The sequence below is a fragment of the Pseudomonadota bacterium genome (genome assembly GCA_040752895.1).
In the GTDB taxonomy this organism is placed as follows: Bacteria; Pseudomonadota; Alphaproteobacteria.
This window is the reverse complement of record JBFMHN010000001.1, coordinates 387,539-404,995: the sequence shown is the minus strand read 5'-3', so window position 1 is coordinate 404,995 and position 17,457 is coordinate 387,539. Positions and strand designations below refer to the sequence as shown.

Genomic DNA, 17,457 nt, shown 5'->3' with positions numbered 1-17,457 from the left:
ATCGCTTGCTGGATGCGGCGCGGTTTTTCCCTAGCCCTGCTGATTTTTTTCCTTTGCGGGGAGGGAAACGCACAGGAATTTCAAGCGGGCGAAATCATCGACCAGGTCCGTATCGAAGGCATGCAACGGATCGAGCCGGAAACGGTGCTTTCCTACATGCTGGTCCGGGCCGGCGACTCCTATGACAACGTGCGGGTGGACCAATCCCTGAAGGGGTTGTTCGCGACAGGGCTTTTTGCCGACATCACGATCCGGCGGCAGGGGAACACGCTGATCGTCCATGTGGTGGAGAACCCCATCCTCAGTGACGTCGCCTTCGAGGGAAACGAGAATATCAAAGATGAGGATCTTGAGAAGGAAATCCAACTAAAAAGCCTCTCTGTTTATTCACGAACAAAAGTTCAAAGCGAGGTCCAGCGCATACTTACACTTTACCGGCGGCGCGGTTATTTTGCAGCGGCCGTTGTTCCAAAGCTTATCCAGCATTCGGAAAATCGGATTACCCTGGTTTATGAAATTACGGAAGGGTCCATCGCCGGAGTCCGGCGTATCAGTTTTGTTGGAAATAAACTTTTTTCCAACAAAGATCTACGCGACGTCATTCTTACGCACGAGTGGGCGTGGTATCGTTTTTGGGCGCAGGACGATACCTACGATCCGGACCGGCTGACCTTCGACCGCGAATTGCTTCGCCGGTTCTATTTGCGAAACGGTTACGCGGACTTTCGGGTTGTTTCTGCCGTGGCCGAGATCACACCGGATCGAGAGGCTTTCTTCGTCACGTTTACAGTGGAAGAAGGAAAGCGTTTTCGTTTTGGCCGCGTCGGCATTCGAAGCGAGTTGAAAAATTTTGATGCGAACGTGTTGCGCGAAAGCGTTAAAACGCTCGAAGACGAGTGGTACAACGCGGATAAAATAGATCGAACGGTTGATGAAATAACGGATGCTTTGGGCGGGCATGGCTTCGCCTTCATCGATGTGAAGCCACTCGTCGATCGGGACCGCGAGGCCAGAAAAGTCAAAGTCACCTATCAAATCAAGGAAGGACCGCGGACGTACATTAACCGCATCAATATCGTTGGCAATGAACGCACCCTTGACCGGGTAATACGTAGAGAGATGCGCTTTAGCGAGGGAGAAGCCTTCAACACCGCAAAAATGCGCCGCTCGAAACAGCGCATTCAGAATCTGCAGTACTTCGAAACGGTTGAGGTGACTCCGGAACCTGGGGACGAATCCGACCAGACAAACATCAAGGTTGCGGTCGAAGAAAAATCAACCGGCGATTTCAGCATCGGTGTGGGTTTTTCCACATCGGTGGGCGGGCTTCTGGAATTTGGCGTTAAGGAGCGCAACCTCCTCGGTACCGGGCAATTTGTCGATCTGAAGATTAGCTTTGCGGAAAGACGGGAAGAGCAGACTTTAAGTTTTTCAGAGCCCTATTTTCTTGGCAAGGAACTCGAAACGGGGTTTGAAGTCTTCCGACGTAAATTCGACGAGACGGATTTCAGTTCCTTCGAATTGGATCAAGTCGGGTTCTCTTTCTCTGCCGGCTATGCCTTGAGCGAGCATTTGCGGGAAAGATGGCAATACACGCTCCAACTCGATGACCTTCGAGGCGTACCTTCCAATGCCTCCCGTTTTGTGATCGACCAGCAGGGAAATTTCACGACGTCCTCCATCATTCATACCCTGAACTACGATCGCCGCGACAGCGTCGCAAAAACGACGGAAGGGTATTACGTAAGCCTGGTAAGCAGTTTGGCTGGCCTTGGCGGCAACGTTGATTACCTCCGCAATATATTGGGCGGCGGTTATTTTCAGCCGTTGGATGACGATAAAAAATGGGTTACGAGCATACGAAGCCAAGTCGGGTACATTTTTCGGACCAGCAGCAAGATAGTACGAATAAACGATCGTTTTTTCCTGGGCGGGTCCAATCTCCGCGGTTTCAGAAACAGCGGCATAGGCCCACGTGATATCGTGGCGGACGACGCCCTTGGCGGGGAGTTCATGTACACGTCCTCGATCGAGTTGAAGGTACCGTTGGGTTTTGAGAAAGCGGGAATTGGCACCAACCTTTTCGTCGATTTAGGTGGCTTGACGGCTGTCGATGCGACCGGTCCGGAGGTACGGGACAAGGGGGGCTTGAGGATGTCGGCCGGGTTCGGAGTCTTATGGGATTCGCCTTTTGGGCCGGTGCGGGGCGACCTTGGCTTCGCAATTCTCAAAGAAGGCTTCGACCAAACCCAACTTTTCCGGTTCAGTTTTGGGCAAACGTTCTAGAAAACAGCTATTCTCTGAAATGGGAACACATCGCAAAACAAGGAAAGTCTTTTTATGAAAATACTCAGGTCGTTATTTGTTGCCGTCGCGTTCCTGTTCTTGGCCGTCTGCATCCCAACCGCCAATGCCCAGCAGACGATGCCGCCAACGTTGATCGGTCTCGTCGACATGGGGACCATTGTTTCCAAGGCAAAAGTTTACAATCAGCTTCGGGGTGAGCTTCAAAAACGGCAGGAATCGCTTCGGACTGAGCTTGACAAGAAACAAGACGATCTGACGAAGGAGCGGGACGACCTCGCCCGTCAGAAAACGCTTCTCTCGCCGGAGGTCTTCAAGCAGCGCCAAGAGGCTTTCCAGCAGAAATACATGACCGCGGTCCAGAGTTTTGAAAAACAGGACGCGGGAATCCGGGAAGCCCATGAGAAGGCCAACCTGGAAATTCAGAAAAAGATCGCTGAACTTTCGGCGGAAATCGCCCAGGAACGGGGATTCAACATGGTAATGGCGAGCACCGCCGTTTTTTATGCCATCAAGGTCTTCGACATGACTGACGAAATGTTGAAGCGCCTGGACGAGAGGCTTCCGAAAGTGACGGTTCCAAAATAAAGGAGACCCTCGCTTGCCCGATCCTCGTTTCTTTTCGTCCGCAGGCCCTCTAACCCTCGCGCAGGTTGCCGAGGTTGCCGGCCTTTCCCTGCCGAAGGGATCGGATAAAAACCGGAAATTCGAGGACGTGGCGCCTCTGGACGAAGCCGAAGCGAACGATGTGAGCTTCCTGGACAACCGCAAATACGTCCCGATTTTTGAAAAGAGCCGGGCCGGTCTTTGTCTTGCTCCCCCCGATATGGCGGATCGGGCGCCGACCGGCATGCTCTTGCTGTTGACGAAAAAACCGTATCACGCCTATGCGCGCGTGGCGGCGGCCTTCTATCCGTCGCCACCTCTGGTCGCCGGGACTGCCGCTACGGCAAGCGTCCACGCCACGGCCAAGGTGGATTCGACATGTTGCGTGGAGGCAGGGGTGGTCATTGGCGCAAACGCGGAAATCGGACCGCGTTGTTGGATTGAGCCGAACGCCGTCATCGGAGCGAACGTACGGCTTGGCAGCGATTGCCGAATCGGCGCCGGCGCTTCCCTCAGCCATTGCCTTGTCGGTTCTCGCGTGACGGTCTATGCCGGCGCGCGGATCGGCCAGGACGGTTTTGGTTTTGCGCCGGATCCCGAGGGGCATTTGCGGGTTCCGCAATTGGGCCGCGTCCTTATCGGAGACAATGTCGAGATCGGCGCCAATGCAACGATTGACCGCGGCGCCAGCGCGGATACCGTCATCGGCAAGGGGTGTATGATCGACAATCTCGTGCAAATCGCCCATAACGTGCGGTTGGGGGAAGGCTGCGTTGTCGTCGCGCAAGTCGGAATTTCCGGCAGCTCGAAACTCGGAAACTATGTTTTTCTGGGCGGTCAGGCTGGTTTGACCGGGCATCTAACAATCGGCGCCGGCGCGCGCATCGGTGCGCAAGCCGGGGTCATGCGGGACGTTGGTCCGGGTGAAACCGTCGGCGGCAGCCCCGCCGTACCGGTTGTTCAATACCATCGCCAAACGGCAATCCTGGGCAAGCTCGCAAAGAAAAAGGAATCCGAACGGTGAGTGAAGAGAAGAAGGAAGCGACCGAACTCGATATTCAGCGCATCATGCAGATGCTGCCGCATCGCTACCCATTTCTTATGATTGATCGTTTGGTGGATATCGTGCCAGGAAAAAGCGCTGTCGGTATCAAGAACGTGTCGGCGAACGAGCCATGCTTTCAAGGTCATTTTCCGAATCAACCCATTATGCCGGGTGTCCTCATTATCGAATCGATGGCGCAAACGGCGGCTTCGCTGGTTGTTCACAGCTTGGGCTCGGAAGCGGAAGGCAAACTGGTTTTCTTCATGTCGATTGAAAATGCCCGTTTCCGCCGTCCCGTGACTCCCGGAGATCGGTTGCTGGTTTACGTGGAAAAGCGGCATAGCCGGGCGAACGTTTGGAAATTTCGCGGTGTCGCCAAGGTGAACGATCAAGTAATGGCCGAGGCGACCTATTCGGCAATGCTTTTGGATCGCAAATGACGATTTCTGCACACCCGACCGCGCTTGTGGATCCAAAAGCCAGACTGGGCGAGGATGTCACGATCGGTCCCTATTGCTGCATAGGCCCCGATGTCGAGCTTGGCAACGGCGTCCAACTCATCGCTCATGTTGTCGTAGCCGGTCGCACGAAAATCGGCGAGAAAACGCAGGTCTACCCATACGCTTCGCTGGGCCACCCCCCGCAGGACATGAAATATAAGGGTGAACCGAGCGAGCTCATCATCGGCAGCCATAATATCATCCGTGAGCATGTAACGATGAATCCCGGCACCGAGGCCGGCGGGATGGTGACCCGCGTTGGTAGCCATTGCCTGTTCATGATTGCGACCCATGTTGCTCACGATTGCAAAGTCGACGACCACGTCGTCATGGCAAATAACGCGACGTTGGGCGGACATGTAAAGGTTGGCGAGTACGCCATCATTGGCGGGCTTTCGGCGGTGCATCAGTATGTCCGGATCGGCAAGCACGTCATGGTGGGCGGCATGTCCGGTGTCGAGAATGACATCATTCCGTACGGTTCCGTAATGGGCAATCGCGCGCATCTGTCCGGGCTGAATATTATCGGCCTCAAGCGTCGCAGCTTCTCGCGCGACGCGATTCACACGTTGCGCAACGCCTACCGCCTGCTGTTTGCCGAGGAAGGCACAATGGCTGAGCGCTTGGCCGATGTTTCGACGCTTTTTAAGGATCACGAAGCGGTTCAGGACATCGTTAACTTCATCAAGGCGGATTCGTCGCGGTCCATTTGTCAGCCCAAGGCGGGGCATGCCGAGTAAACTTGGGATCATCGCTGGCGGGGGGGCGCTTCCGGTGCGGGTTATCGAAGCGTGCCGGGCAAAAGGGAGAGCGTGTTTCGTTCTCGCACTGAAGGGCCACACGGACCCGAAGGCTGTCGAGAACGTTTCCCATGCCTGGGTGCGGCTCGGCGCCGTCGGTGCGGCGATACGCCTCTTGCACGAGGCCGGCGTCGAGGAGCTCGTACTTGCCGGGCCGGTCGGCCGGCCGTCGCTTGCTTCTTTGAGGCCGGATTTTCGCGGCGCCAGATTGTTGGCCAAAGTAGGGGTTGCATCGTTTAGCGACGATGGCCTTCTCCGGGCGATCATAGCGGAGCTGGAAGAAGAAGGGTTTCGGGTGGTAGGCGCCGAAGAGGTGCTCGACGAGCTGCTCACACCGAAAGGCGTGCTCGGCAAATGGGTCCCGGACAAGCAAGCCAAGACCGATATAGCCCACGGCATCGAGGTGGCGCGCGCCATCGGCGCCTTCGACGTCGGGCAAGCCGTCGTCGTCCAACAGGGAATCGTGCTTGGCGTCGAAGCGATCGAAGGAACGGACGCCTTGATCGCGCGCGCCGGCCAACTGCAACGTCCAGGGCCGGGCGGCGTCCTGGTAAAAATCAAAAAACCTCAGCAGGAAGCCCGGGCGGATTTGCCGACGATCGGCCTCGTCACCGTGCGGGCGGCGGTAAAGGCCGGCCTTCGCGGTATCGCCGTCGAGGCGGGCGGCTCGCTTATCATCGATAGAAATGAAATTGTCCAAGCATCCGACGCCGCCGGGCTTTTTCTGGTCGGTGTTGCCGTGTCTTCATGACCAAAGAACGAGCCATGGCCGTCGAGCCGTCTTTCTTCCTGATTGCCGGCGAACCTTCGGGCGATCTTCTCGGTGGCCGCCTGATGGCAGCCATGCGGGAGTTGCTGGACGGCAAGGTCAGGTTTCAAGGCGTTGGCGGCAGCGCCATGCTTGCCGAAGATCTCGAACCGCTTTTCCCCATGCGTGACATCGCCTTGATTGGGATCATGGAGATCCTTCCGCACCTGCCGGCCATCCTGCGGCGCCTCCGCGAAACGGTCGCCGCCATCCGGAAGGCCAAGCCCGTCGCCGTCATCACAATCGATACGCCGACCTTCAGCTACCACCTTGCCCGCCGATTGAAGGGCTCGGGTATTCCTGTCATCCATTATGTGGCGCCCCAGGTCTGGGCATGGAAGCCTGGTCGGGCGAAGAAGCTGGCGAAGGTGACCGATTTTTTGCTGACGCTGCTTCCTTTCGAACCTGGCCTTTTCGAGAAGGAGGGGTTGCCGAGCGTGGCCGTCGGCCATCCCGCCATCGAATCCGGTGCGGGTTCGGGCGACGGGCCGTCCTTCCGGGACCGTCATGGAATCCCGCAACTTGCGCCAATGATCGCCATGCTCCCCGGCAGCCGCCCCGCCGAAACCTCTCGTCTGTTGCCGGTGTTCGGTAAGACCTTGAGCCTTCTGAAGGCACGCTATCCGGGCCTGCGCGCCGCCGTGCCCACCGTTGAGGCGGTGGCCGAGGATGTGCGGGCGGCGGTGGCGGCCTGGGCAGTCCCGGCTATCGTTGTGATGGATCAGCAGGAAAAATGGGACGCGCTGGCCGCCAGTGAGATCGCCGTTGTCGCTTCCGGCACGGCGACCGTCGAGGTGGCGCAAGCCGGTCTTCCGATGGTGGTCGCCTATCGGGTGAACCCGGTTACGGCCTGGCTGTTGCGGCGCATGCTGCGCATCCGCCATGTGGCGCTTGTCAACGTTATCTTGGGCCGCGCCGCTATTCCGGAACTTTTGCAGGAGAACTGCAACCCGCAAAAGCTTGCCGAAACGCTCGTTCACCTTTTGCAGAGCCCAACCGCCCGGGAAACGCAAAAAAACGAGATTCGGCAAGCGCTGCTGCAGATGGGGGGGGGAGGCGAGCCGCCTTCCCATCGGGCGGCGAAGGCGATCCTGGGTTTCCTGAAGAAACGCGCCGAAAAAACCGAAAGCTAAATCGCCTTATTATCGCCTTATTTTCGTTTTTCGAGTGGAACGTAGCGGCGTTCCGTCGCACCCGTATAGAGTTGACGCGGACGACCGATCTTCCGGTCAGGGTCCTCGATCATCTCGTTCCACTGGGCAATCCAGCCGACGGAACGTCCCAGCGCGAACATGACGGTAAACATGGTGGTTGGAATCCCGATCGCCTTCAGAATGATCCCCGAATAGAAATCAACGTTCGGATACAACTTCTTCTCGACGAAATATTCGTCTTCCAACGCAATGCGTTCGAGTTCCATCGCCAATTCCAGAAGCGGCTCGTTGCGGATGCCAAGCTCGTCCAGAACTTCGTAAGTCGACTGGCGGATGACCGCTGCGCGCGGATCGTAATTCTTGTAAACCCGGTGACCGAAGCCCATCAGGCGGAAGGGGTCGTCCTTATCTTTTGCGCGCTTGATGAATTCCGGCACGCGATCCTTCGTCTCGATCTTTTGCAGCATCCGGAGCACGGCTTCGTTGGCGCCCCCATGTGCCGGCCCCCAAAGAGAAGCGATGCCGGCCGCCACACAGGCAAACGGATTGGCGCCGCTTGATCCGGCCAGGCGGACGGTCGAAGTCGAGGCATTCTGTTCGTGGTCGGCATGAAGGATGAAGAGCTTATCCAGAGCGCGGGCAATCGTGGGATTCTTTTTATAGTCCTCGCAAGGAACCGCGAACATCATCCGCAAAAAATTCTCGCAATAGGTGAGGTCGTTTCGCGGGTAAATGAAGGGTTGCCCGATCGAATATTTATAGGCCATCGCCGCGATCGTCGGCAGCTTTGCGATCAGCCGATGGGAGGCGATCATCCGCTGGTGCGGGTCCTTGATATTGAGGTTGTCGTGGTAAAAAGCCGAAAGGCCGCCGACGACGCCGCAGATAACGGCCATCGGGTGCGCGGCACGGGGAAATCCCCGCAGAAAAAAGTGGATTCGTTCGTCCAGCATCGTGTGGTAGGTGATGTTGTAGACAAATTCTTTTTTCTGCGCGGCATTTGGAAGATCGCCGTTTAACAAGAGATAGCAAACTTCCAGATAGTCACTGTGTTCGGCCAGTTCCTGGATCGGATAGCCGCGGTAGTGAAGGATGCCCGCGTCCCCATCGATATAGGTGATCTTCGAATCGCAACTGGCGGTCGAAGTAAACCCGGGGTCGTAGGTAAAACAGCCAGTCTCGGAGTAAATCTTGCGGACATCGATGACGGAGGGTCCGTCCGTTCCGTCGAGGACCGGGAATTCGTACTTCTCATTTGTCCGGTTGTCGATGAGGGTGAACGTGTTTCCCGTTTTCGACTCGGCGTCTTTTTTATTCATTCCAATCCTTCCTTACCCTTGGCCTGCCTGTCTCCATACCCTGCCACACCCTTTGAGGTGCCGAGAAAAAGCTTCCGGCGAATAGCCGGTTTTTCAGGCCCTTTAAGGTATCCTAGGGGGTTACATCGCGCAAACGATCTAGAGTCTCGGTTTTTCCAAGGACCGCCATGACTTCGAATATCCCCGGCGAAACCGTCGTCCCGGTCAGCGCCGCCCGAAGCGGCTGGGCAACCTTGCCGAGTTTGATATCTTCGGCCGCCGCGAAGGCCTGAATAGCAGCCTCAAGCGCCGTTTCCGTCCAAGGATCAGCCGCCATAAGCGGCCCCGTTGCCCGGGCGAGAAGGCTCCGGCTTCCCGCGTCCAGCAGGCCGGCCGCTTTTTGGTCGAGTGGAATGGGTCGTTGCCGCACATAGAAAACGGCGTGCTCGGCAAGCTCATTGATGTTCTTGGCCCGCGCCTTCAGGCCGGGCATCGCCCGCAAAAGGCGTTCTTCTTCCTGCTTCGTGAAATTCCGATCCAAGATGTCTTCGATTTTCGGGGCAATGAGTCCGACGAGTCGTTTGTCTTTGGCCTCGCGGATGTAATGGCCGTTCAAATTTTCGAGTTTCTGCATATCCATGCGTGCCGAGGAACGGCCGACGGCTGCAAGATCAAACCATTCGATGGCGCGGGCGGTTGAGATAATCTCGTCATCCCCGTGACTCCAGCCAAGCCGGAGCAAGTAGTTGCGGAGCGTTTCCGGAAGCATACCCATCTCGCGGTAGGCGGCGACCCCGATGGCGCCATGGCGCTTGGAAAGTTTGGCGCCGTCCGGCGCATGAATGAGCGGTAGATGGGCGAATTGCGGCACCGGCCAGGCGAGTGCGCGGTAGAGATGGGTTTGGCGGAAGGCGTTCGTCAAATGGTCGTCGCCGCGGATGACATGCGTGATTTCCATGTCGTGGTCGTCGACGACGGCGGACAGCATATAGGTCGGCGTTCCGTCCGCCCGCAAAAGCACCATGTCGTCGAGTTGCGCGTTCTCGACCTTTACTTCTCCTTGGACGAGGTCGTGGAGGACGGTTGTGCCGTCGAGCGGCGCCTTGAAACGAACGGTCGGCTTGATCGTGGGCGGCGCTTCCGACGGATCGCGGTCGCGCCAGCGCCCGTCGTAGCGGACCGGCCTTCCGCCCTGTTTTGCCGCCGCTCGCATTTCGGTGAGCTCTGCCTCCGTGCAATAGCAGTAATAGGCGAGTCCGGTTTCCAGCAGTTGCTGCGCGACCGCCACGTGCCGGTCCATCCGCGACGACTGGTAAACAGGTTCTTCGTCGGGATCCAGTTCCAACCAGTGGAGGCCTTCAAAAATAGCGTCGATCGCTTCCTTTGTGGAACGCAGGCGGTCGGTGTCCTCGATCCGGAGCAGAAAGGTGCCCCCGTGATGACGGGCATAAAGCCAGTTGAAAAGGGCCGTGCGGGCGCCTCCGATATGGAGATAGCCGGTCGGGCTGGGCGCGAAGCGGGTAACAACAGACATGCTATGCTTTTCGACGCGTGGAGGAACTCATAAGCTGATCAGGTTGCGTGTTTAGCATATTCGAGCCGCACTTGCAGCAGGACAGCCGAGGATGGACCCGTTCGTGGATGACCGGTCTTTGAGCCTTTCGGAAAAGACGGGGCGGGCCGGGGGCGGGCCGTTCGAAGCCTTCCTCGCCAACCTGGCGGCGGAACGCCCAAACTGGCCATTGTGGCTGCCGGTTGCGCTTGGTTTCGGAATCGCGATCTATTTCTTCTCGCCCGTGGAGCCGCCGCTTTGGCTGGCGTTTTTCCTGGCGGCGGGGCCTCTGGCCGCCGTCGTGGGATTCCGGAAATCCGCTGGTTGGCGCCTTCTCTTTTTTGCTTTGGCGATGATGGGAATCGGCTTTGCCACCGCCAAGATTCGAACCCTCCTCGTCGCCGCTCCCGTGCTGGAAATAGAGACCGGGTTCGTGACCGTCGAAGGGCGCATTCATTCTTTTGAAGTCCTTCCCGAAGCTTTTCGAGTCACCCTCTCCTCGCCGCGTATCGAAGGGATCGAGCCGGCAGCAACACCCGAGCGCGTGCGCATCCGTCTCCGTCGGGATCAGGAACGCGACCGCTTGAAGATCGGCGAATCGGTGCGTGTCCGAGCCAAGCTGTCGCCGCCGCGGCCACCGACCGCCCCCGGCCATTTCGATTTTCAGCGTTATGCCTTCTTCCAAGGCCTGGGCGCGGTCGGTTTTGCGGTCGGGCCGCTCGGCGGAGCCGAAGGCGAAGTGGCCGCAGAGCGCGGCGGGTTGGGAGAGGCGGTCGAAAAGGTTCGCCAACGAATCTTCGATCGCGTCCTAGCGGTTCTTCCCAGTGCGGAAGGTGCCATCACCGCCGCCCTGATGACCGGCAAGCGCGACGCCATCTCCGACGACGTGCTGGCGGCCATGCGGGATTCGGGTCTTGCGCACTTGCTGGCGATTTCCGGCCTGCATATCAGCCTCGTGGCTGGCGTTCTGTTCTTCACGCTCCGCGCCCTGTTGGCCTTGGTTGAGCCGATTGCCCTGCGTTTTCACATCAAGAAATGGGCCGCCGTCGCCGCCCTTCTCGGCGCTTTCGCCTATCTCGAGATCGCCGGAGCGACGGTGCCGACTCAGCGGGCCTTCGTGATGCTGAGCCTCGTTATGCTTGCCGTGCTGCTGGATCGTTCGGGAATTTCCATGCGCCTGATCGCCTGGGCGGCTTTCATCGTCCTGCTTGTCCAGCCGGAAGCCCTGCTTGGCGCTTCCTTCCAGCTTTCCTTCGCCGCCGTCGTGGCGCTCGTTGCGGTCTATGAGGGCCTGGGGGCGTTCTGGATCGGGGAAAGGGCGAAAAGGGGCGTCTTCCGGCGCACCGGCTATTACCTGATGGGGGTAGGGCTCACGACCCTGGTTGCAGGCTTGGCCACGGCACCTTATGCCATCCAGCATTTCAACCGTTTTACCGAATACGGGCTTGCCGCCAACCTGGTCGCCGTGCCGCTGACCGCCCTCTGGATCATGCCCTGGGCGGTCATAGCTTTTCTGCTGATGCCGTTTGGCTTCGATTCGTTTGCCCTTGTCCCGATGGGGTGGGGGGTGGAAGGCGTCATTTGGACGGCGAAAACGGTTGCCGGCTGGCCCGGCTCGGTCGCGCTCCTGCCTGCCATGACGGGGCCGGGTTTCCTTGCCCTCACCCTTGGCGGCCTTTGGCTCTGCCTTTGGCGAAGGCGCTGGCGTTACCTTGGTTTTCTTGGAATTGCCGCCGGCCTTCTTACGGTTGCGTTCTCCTCGCCACCCGATGTTCTGGTTTCCGGCGACGGCAAGCTGTTCGCCGTCCGGGCCGAGGGTGGCGGTTACCGTTTTTCCTCGCGCCAGGCGGCCCGTTTTGCGGGCCAAAACTGGCTTCGCATGACAGGGGAAACGGTCCCTTTGCCATGGCCGAAGGAAGGCGTGAGTGAGGACGGCCGGCTTGCCTGTGACGGGCTTGGGTGCCTTTACCGGGCCGAGGCCGCCGGGCAGATGGTCGCCCTCGTCTTCGAGGCCGGGACGCTGGCCGAGGATTGCGCGGTCGCCGTCGTTCTCGTCAGCCGTGAGCCGGTCTCGAAAAGGAGTTGCCCAGAGCCTAAGGTAGTGATCGACCGCTTCGACCTCTGGCGCGACGGGGGGCATGCCGTTTGGATCGGAAAAAAAGGGGTGCGGGTGCGAAGCGTGCGGGCGGCGCGGGGAAACCGGCCTTGGGTGCTGGCCCCGAAGCAACGTGAAAAATAAGGGAAATTAAGGGAAATACCTGGAGGTCTATTCGAAATACCGGCGGTAAAGCCCGACCAGTTTGCCCTGTATGCGCACGCGGTTCTTGCCGAAAATCCGCGTTTCGTAATGCGCGTTGGCGGGCTCCAGCGCGATGGAGGAGGCGCCTTTCCGACGCAGCCGTTTTAGGGTGACTTCCTCGCCGTCGATCAGGGCAACGATGATGCTGCCGCTGTCCGCTGTATCGCACTCCTGGATAATGGCCGTATCGCCGTCGTAGATGCCGGCTTCGATCATCGAATCGCCGGTCACTTCCAACGCATAGTGATTGCCGGGGCCCAGCAGGCTGGCCGGCACGCCGATTGCCGCCGTCGGGTCGCGCAGCGCCTCGATCGGGGTACCGGCGGCAATTCGGCCAAGCAAGGGCAGTTCGATGACGCCGGCATCCGCCATTTCGTCCGGTTCCGCGTGCAGGGGGCGGAAATTACCTTGGATAACCATGCCGCCGTCGCGTTCTTCCCTGTCGGCCAGAAGGCGTGGGCCGCCACTGGCCTCAGGAAATTTCAGCACTTCGAGCGCGCGAGCCCGATGGGGCAGGCGGCGAATGAAGCCGCGTTCCTCAAGCGCCGTAATCAGGCGATGAATCCCGGATTTCGATTTGAGGTCGAGGGCCACCTTCATCTCGTCAAAAGAGGGCGCCACCCCAGTTTCCTTAAGCCGCCGACGAATGAAAGCCAAAAGCTCATGCTGCTTCTTCGTCAACATCCGAGGCCTCTCAACACTTGGGTTTCTAAATATGGAACAAAAGGAAAACTTTTTTCCATGTTCTAGTTTAGTTCTTGATAAGCGTCAAGAGGGGGCTTGCGAAGCCGACCGGCAGTCAGCCGCAGCCCGGCCCGTCAAAGCGGAGGATTTCAATGGTTTCTCCGGCTTCGGCCGAAGCCGCGTAGGGCCGCCGAATAACCAGGCAATCGGCGCGAACGGTCTGGGCCAGCATGGAACTGTCCTGCTCGGAGAAGGGGGTGACGAGACGCGCGCCGTCGGCCGCCCATTCGCTGGTTGCGCTTAAATAGGCTTCCCGCGGGCCGTTTGCTTCAAGGGCCACGGCCAGCCGGGCGGTCTCGCGCGGCGCGCCGGCGGGGTGCATGCCAAGCAGGGCTTCGATAGCCGGGCGCAGATAGATCAGGCCGCCGACGGCGACCGAAACCGGGTTGCCGGGCAGGCCAAGCATTGGGGTTCCCTTGAGATGCCCAAAAAACGTTGGTTTGCCGGGCCGTGCTGCCACCCCCGAAAAGGCAAGCTCGAGACCTTCTTCGCCGAGCGCGCTGCGTACGAGATCGTGATCGCCGACGGAAGCGCCGCCCGAGGTGACGAGAAGATCCGCCTCCTTGGCCTTCGCCACCAGGGTGAGCAGGGATTCCCGGCTGTCCCGGGCGATACCAAGGTCGGTCGCCTCGCCGCCAAGGCTCTGAATGAGGGCGGCAAGCGTATAGGCGTTCGAGTTGACGTTCTGGGTGGAGGCGAGGGCCGACCCCGGTTCCACTAGCTCGTCGCCGGTCGAGAGAACGGCGATCCTTGGCTTGCGCCGCACCCGCAGATGGGCGCGGTTCATTGCCGCGGCCAGACCAAGGGCGCGGGGGGTCAGGCGCAGGCCCGCCTTGAGCAGCACGTCGCCTTTTTGGAAATCGAGGCCGGCGGAGCGTACAAAATGCCTATTACGAGCGTTTTCATTAACAATAACAGAGCCATTCGCCATTTTCGTAACTTCTTGGATGATGACTATGTCGGCTCCTTTCGGCAGGGCCGCCCCGGTAAAGATCCGAACCGCTTGCCCGGTACCGACCTCACCTTCGAAGGATTGTCCGGCCCGGCTTTCACCGATCACGACCAGGGTCGCCGGCACGACAGCGATATCAGCAGCGCGTAACGCATAGCCGTCCATCGCCGAGACGGCGAGCGGCGGCTGCATCCGTTCGGCCGTCAGGTCTTCCGCCAGGACGCGGCCTAGGGCCTCGCCGAGGGCTATCCTCTCGATGGGCAGAGGCTCGAGGGCGGCCCGAATTCTGGCGACAGCTTCTTCAACAGATATCATTGCTAGGATTCATAAGTTCCAGATTTTCCACCTGATTTATAGACAAGCCGGATGTCCGTCAGGCGGATACCCCGGTCCACCGCCTTGCACATGTCATAAACGGTGAGCGCCGCCGCGGCGACTGCCGTCAGCGCCTCCATCTCGACGCCGGTGCGGGCCTTGACCCGACAGGTGGCGGTAATCTCGACGGCGCTTCGGGCTGCGTCGCAGGCTAACTCGACCTCGATGGCGGTGAGCGCCAAGGGGTGGCAAAGCGGAATGAGCTCCGCCGTCCGTTTTGCTCCCTGGATTCCGGCAAGCCTGGCGACGGCGAGCACGTCGCCCTTCTTCAGGGTGCCTTCCTGGATTTTCCGCAGGGTTTCCGGCTGCATGAGAACGGCACCTTTGGCGGTGGCGATCCGTTCCGTCTCGTCCTTGGCCGTGACGTCCACCATGGCGGCGTTTCCCTTGGCGTCGAAATGCGTGAAGTCCTTGGTCATAAATACGAGCCTAGGCCTTTCCTGCCACTTCAGCGGCGGTCCCGGCGAGGAGCGCCCGGGTCGCGGCCTCAACGTCGGTTTCGCGCAAGAGGGCTTCCCCGATCAGGAAGGTCGTCACCCCCGCCTTCGCCATTTTGGCGAGATCAGCCGGCGTCGAAAGGCCGCTTTCGCATACCACAAGCCGGCTTTTTGATGCCCTCGGCGCCAGGCGTTCCGTCGTCTCGAGATTGACCTCTAGGGTCTCCAGGTTGCGGTTGTTGATGCCGATCAGCCGTGATTTCATGGTCAGCGCCTGTTCGAGTTCGGCTTCCGTATGGGCTTCGATGAGGACGCTCATGCCAAGTTCCTGCGCGATCTTTTCGAGCCCGAGCGCCTCTTCCTCCCCAAGGGCGGCCAGGATCAGAAGCACGCAATCGGTGCCGAGAGCGCGGGATTCATATATCTGATAGGGGTCGAGCAGAAAATCCTTCCGCAGGACAGGCAAGCCGGTGGCTTCCCTCGCCGCCGTGAGATAGGCGTCGCGACCCTGGAACCAGGGCTCGTCGGTGAGCACGGAAAGGCAGGTCGCACCGCCTGCCTCGTAAGCCCTGGCCAAGGCGACCGGGTCAAAATCCTCGCGGATGACGCCCCGGCTGGGCGAGGCACGCTTGATCTCGGCGATAAGGCCGTACCGGCCGGCGGCGCGAGCCTTTTCGAGGGAAGCGAGAAAGCCGCGGGCAGGTGGCGCGGCTTCTGCCAGCACGATCATCTCCGGCAGAGGCCGCACCTCGCGCAGACGGGCGACACGCTCGCGTTTTTCGAGACAGATGCGGCCCAGGGTTCCGCGCAACGGCCTCATCCCTTTCCGTTGGTGATCGCCACAAGCTTGGCGAGCGCCCGTTTCGCCCGTCCGCTAGCGATCGCTTGCCCGGCCAGGGCGACCCCTTCGCGCAGGTTTTTTGCTTTCTGCGCAACGATCAGGGCGGCCGCCGCGTTCAGGAGAACGATGTCGCGGAAAGGCCCTTCTTGGCCATCAAGGAGATCGCGGATCGCCTTCGCGTTGGTCCGGGCGTCCTTGCCCTTGAGCGCCTCGGGTTTGGCCCGGGGCAGGCCGGCGTCCTCGGGCGTCACCTCGAAGGTTCGCACGCGGCCCGCGGCCAGGGCGGCGACGTAGCTCGTCGTTGTCGTCGTGAGTTCGTCGAGGCCATCTTTCCCATGAACGACCCAGGCCCGGGTCGCCCCCAGATTTTTCAGCACGCGGGCCATCGGCTCGACCCAGGCCTTGGAATAGACGCCCAGAAGCTGACGCCTGGCACCGGCCGGGTTGGCTAAGGGACCCAACAGGTTGAAGATCGTCCGGGTGCCGAGTTCCTCGCGCACCTCGGCCACGTGGCGCATCGCCTCGTGGTGGCGGGGCGCGAATAGAAAGCCAATCTTGGCTTGCCCAAGCGCGCGCTTCACCTGCTTCAAATCGGCCGCCAGATTGACGCCGAGGGCTTCCAGCACGTCGGCCGAGCCGGATTTCGAGGAAATAGCGCGATTGCCATGTTTGGCGACGGGCACGCCGGCCCCGGCCACCACCAGCGCGGTTGCCGTAGAGATGTTCTGGGTGCCGGAGGCGTCGCCGCCGGTGCCGCAGGTGTCGATGGCGCCTTCCGGGGCCCGGATGGCGAGCGCCTCGGCCCTCAGCACGCGGGCGGCGCCGGTGATTTCGGCCACCGTCTCGCCGCGCATGCGAAAGGCCATCAAAAGGCCCCCCATCTGGGCCGGCGTTGCCTGGCCCGCCATCAGGATGCGAAAGGCTGCCTCCGCTTCGGCCTCGTCGAGTGTCTGGCCGCCGACGACCTTGATGAGAAAGGGCCGGAGGGTGATTTTTTCCTGCACCATTTCAGGCCCCGGAAGCCAGTTTCAGGAAGTTCCGGAGCAAGGCATGCCCATGCTCGGAGGCGATGCTTTCCGGGTGGAACTGGACGCCGTAAAGCGGCAGCTCTTTATGGGCGAGACCCATGACCAGACCATCCTCGGTTTCCGCCGTTACGGTCAGGCAGTCCGGCAGGCTCTTGCGCTCGACGACGAGGGAATGATAGCGGGTCGCCGGGAAGGGGTTGGGCAGGCCCGCGAAGACGTCGGTGCCGGTATGATGGATCTCGCTTACCTTGCCGTGCATCGGGACCGGCGCCCGGACGACCTTGCCGCCCATGGCCTGGCCGATCGCCTGATGGCCCAGGCAGACGCCGAGAATGGGGTAGGTGCCGGCCGCGGCGGTGATCAGGTCGAGGCAGATCCCGGCGCGATCCGGATCGCAGGGGCCGGGCGAGATGACGATTCCCTCCGGGTTAAGGGCGAGGGCTTCCTCGACGGTCAGGGCATCATTTCGCCTTACTTCCATTTTGGCGCCAAGTTCGCAAAAATAGTGGTATAAATTGTAAACAAAGCTGTCGTAATTATCAATTAATAGAAACATTTCAATACATTATATATATAATATTAATTATTAACTTAAAATAATTTAATTTCTATAAATAACAAATAATTAGATATAAAGTTTTAATTTTATGGTATACATCAAGTTAACCATATTAATAAATGCATATTTAAGTCAGTATGATTGTCACTTAAACT

At 59.5% G+C, this 17,457-nt stretch carries 16 protein-coding genes; 8 read left to right on the top strand and 8 right to left on the bottom strand.

Annotation, left to right across the window (positions count from 1 at the left end):
- Positions 1-12 precede the first annotated feature (12 nt).
- Genes bamA through lpxB form a run of 7 tightly spaced genes read left to right on the top strand, consistent with a single transcriptional unit; the run spans position 13 to position 7,196 of the window.
- Complete coding sequence (bamA, locus tag AB1781_02120) at positions 13-2,286, top strand: outer membrane protein assembly factor BamA (GenBank protein ID MEW5703372.1); 2,274 nt, start codon at positions 13-15, stop codon at positions 2,284-2,286.
- A gap of 54 nt (positions 2,287-2,340) precedes the next feature.
- Complete coding sequence (locus tag AB1781_02115) at positions 2,341-2,892, top strand: OmpH family outer membrane protein (GenBank protein ID MEW5703371.1); 552 nt, start codon at positions 2,341-2,343, stop codon at positions 2,890-2,892.
- A gap of 13 nt (positions 2,893-2,905) precedes the next feature.
- Complete coding sequence (gene lpxD, locus AB1781_02110; protein MEW5703370.1) at positions 2,906-3,934, top strand: UDP-3-O-(3-hydroxymyristoyl)glucosamine N-acyltransferase; 1,029 nt, start codon at positions 2,906-2,908, stop codon at positions 3,932-3,934.
- Complete coding sequence (gene fabZ, locus AB1781_02105) at positions 3,922-4,395, top strand: 3-hydroxyacyl-ACP dehydratase FabZ (protein MEW5703369.1); 474 nt, start codon at positions 3,922-3,924, stop codon at positions 4,393-4,395. The genes lpxD and fabZ overlap by 13 nt, the downstream gene beginning before the upstream one ends.
- Positions 4,392-5,195 (top strand): acyl-ACP--UDP-N-acetylglucosamine O-acyltransferase, encoded by an 804-nt coding sequence (gene lpxA, locus AB1781_02100; GenBank protein MEW5703368.1) that lies wholly within the window; start codon positions 4,392-4,394, stop codon positions 5,193-5,195. Before fabZ ends, lpxA begins: the two co-directional genes overlap by 4 nt.
- Positions 5,185-6,006, top strand: coding sequence for a UDP-2,3-diacylglucosamine diphosphatase LpxI (lpxI, locus tag AB1781_02095; protein MEW5703367.1), 822 nt, complete (start codon positions 5,185-5,187; stop codon positions 6,004-6,006). The genes lpxA and lpxI overlap by 11 nt, the downstream gene beginning before the upstream one ends.
- Positions 6,003-7,196, top strand: coding sequence for a lipid-A-disaccharide synthase (gene lpxB, locus AB1781_02090; protein ID MEW5703366.1), 1,194 nt, complete (start codon positions 6,003-6,005; stop codon positions 7,194-7,196). Before lpxI ends, lpxB begins: the two co-directional genes overlap by 4 nt.
- Positions 7,197-7,213: 17 nt before the next feature.
- Here the strand turns inward: lpxB and AB1781_02085 are convergent, their stop codons facing one another.
- A complete protein-coding gene (locus AB1781_02085; protein ID MEW5703365.1) occupies positions 7,214-8,536 on the bottom strand; it encodes a citrate synthase in 1,323 nt (440 codons plus the stop codon).
- A gap of 112 nt (positions 8,537-8,648) precedes the next feature.
- On the bottom strand, positions 8,649-10,049 hold the full coding sequence (gltX, locus tag AB1781_02080; GenBank protein ID MEW5703364.1) for a glutamate--tRNA ligase: 1,401 nt from the start codon (positions 10,047-10,049) through the stop codon (positions 8,649-8,651).
- A 91-nt stretch (positions 10,050-10,140) separates the two neighbouring features.
- Between gltX and AB1781_02075 the strand changes: the two genes are divergently transcribed.
- Positions 10,141-12,306 (top strand): ComEC/Rec2 family competence protein, encoded by a 2,166-nt coding sequence (locus tag AB1781_02075; GenBank protein MEW5703363.1) that lies wholly within the window; start codon positions 10,141-10,143, stop codon positions 12,304-12,306.
- A gap of 27 nt (positions 12,307-12,333) precedes the next feature.
- Here AB1781_02075 and lexA read toward each other — a convergent pair whose 3' ends face one another.
- The 6 genes from lexA to AB1781_02045 all read right to left on the bottom strand — a co-directional run bounded on the left by lexA (position 12,334) and on the right by AB1781_02045 (position 17,299).
- Positions 12,334-13,050, bottom strand: coding sequence for a transcriptional repressor LexA (gene lexA / locus AB1781_02070; protein MEW5703362.1), 717 nt, complete (start codon positions 13,048-13,050; stop codon positions 12,334-12,336).
- Positions 13,051-13,165: 115 nt separating this feature from the next.
- Positions 13,166-14,377, bottom strand: coding sequence for a gephyrin-like molybdotransferase Glp (gene glp / locus AB1781_02065; protein ID MEW5703361.1), 1,212 nt, complete (start codon positions 14,375-14,377; stop codon positions 13,166-13,168).
- Positions 14,378-14,379: 2 nt separating this feature from the next.
- A complete protein-coding gene (gene moaC, locus AB1781_02060) occupies positions 14,380-14,856 on the bottom strand; it encodes a cyclic pyranopterin monophosphate synthase MoaC (GenBank protein MEW5703360.1) in 477 nt (158 codons plus the stop codon).
- Between the two features lie 10 nt (positions 14,857-14,866).
- Positions 14,867-15,685 carry an indole-3-glycerol phosphate synthase TrpC gene (gene trpC / locus AB1781_02055; protein ID MEW5703359.1) on the bottom strand — a complete coding sequence of 273 codons (819 nt, stop codon included), beginning with the start codon at positions 15,683-15,685 and terminating at the stop codon, positions 14,867-14,869.
- Positions 15,686-15,690: 5 nt separating this feature from the next.
- The gene (trpD, locus tag AB1781_02050; protein MEW5703358.1) at positions 15,691-16,722 is read right to left on the bottom strand and encodes an anthranilate phosphoribosyltransferase; all 1,032 of its coding nucleotides are present in this window, start codon (positions 16,720-16,722) and stop codon (positions 15,691-15,693) included.
- Between the two features lies 1 nt (position 16,723).
- Positions 16,724-17,299 (bottom strand): aminodeoxychorismate/anthranilate synthase component II, encoded by a 576-nt coding sequence (locus tag AB1781_02045; protein MEW5703357.1) that lies wholly within the window; start codon positions 17,297-17,299, stop codon positions 16,724-16,726.
- Positions 17,300-17,457: the final 158 nt, after the last annotated feature.

What these genes read in the sequence shown, in the direction of transcription:
- bamA (MEW5703372.1), top strand. Translation starts at nt 13, where the DNA reads ATGCGGCGCGGTTTTTCCCTAGCCCTGCTGATTTTTTTCCTTTGCGGG.
- AB1781_02115 (MEW5703371.1), top strand. Translation starts at nt 2,341, where the DNA reads ATGAAAATACTCAGGTCGTTATTTGTTGCCGTCGCGTTCCTGTTCTTG.
- lpxA (MEW5703368.1), top strand. Translation starts at nt 4,392, where the DNA reads ATGACGATTTCTGCACACCCGACCGCGCTTGTGGATCCAAAAGCCAGA.
- lpxI (MEW5703367.1), top strand. Translation starts at nt 5,185, where the DNA reads ATGCCGAGTAAACTTGGGATCATCGCTGGCGGGGGGGCGCTTCCGGTG.
- lpxB (MEW5703366.1), top strand. Translation starts at nt 6,003, where the DNA reads ATGACCAAAGAACGAGCCATGGCCGTCGAGCCGTCTTTCTTCCTGATT.
- AB1781_02085 (MEW5703365.1), bottom strand. Translation starts at nt 8,536, where the DNA reads ATGAATAAAAAAGACGCCGAGTCGAAAACGGGAAACACGTTCACCCTC.
- gltX (MEW5703364.1), bottom strand. Translation starts at nt 10,049, where the DNA reads ATGTCTGTTGTTACCCGCTTCGCGCCCAGCCCGACCGGCTATCTCCAT.
- AB1781_02075 (MEW5703363.1), top strand. Translation starts at nt 10,141, where the DNA reads ATGGACCCGTTCGTGGATGACCGGTCTTTGAGCCTTTCGGAAAAGACG.
- lexA (MEW5703362.1), bottom strand. Translation starts at nt 13,050, where the DNA reads ATGTTGACGAAGAAGCAGCATGAGCTTTTGGCTTTCATTCGTCGGCGG.
- glp (MEW5703361.1), bottom strand. Translation starts at nt 14,377, where the DNA reads ATGATATCTGTTGAAGAAGCTGTCGCCAGAATTCGGGCCGCCCTCGAG.
- moaC (MEW5703360.1), bottom strand. Translation starts at nt 14,856, where the DNA reads ATGACCAAGGACTTCACGCATTTCGACGCCAAGGGAAACGCCGCCATG.
- trpD (MEW5703358.1), bottom strand. Translation starts at nt 16,722, where the DNA reads ATGGTGCAGGAAAAAATCACCCTCCGGCCCTTTCTCATCAAGGTCGTC.
- AB1781_02045 (MEW5703357.1), bottom strand. Translation starts at nt 17,299, where the DNA reads ATGTTTCTATTAATTGATAATTACGACAGCTTTGTTTACAATTTATAC.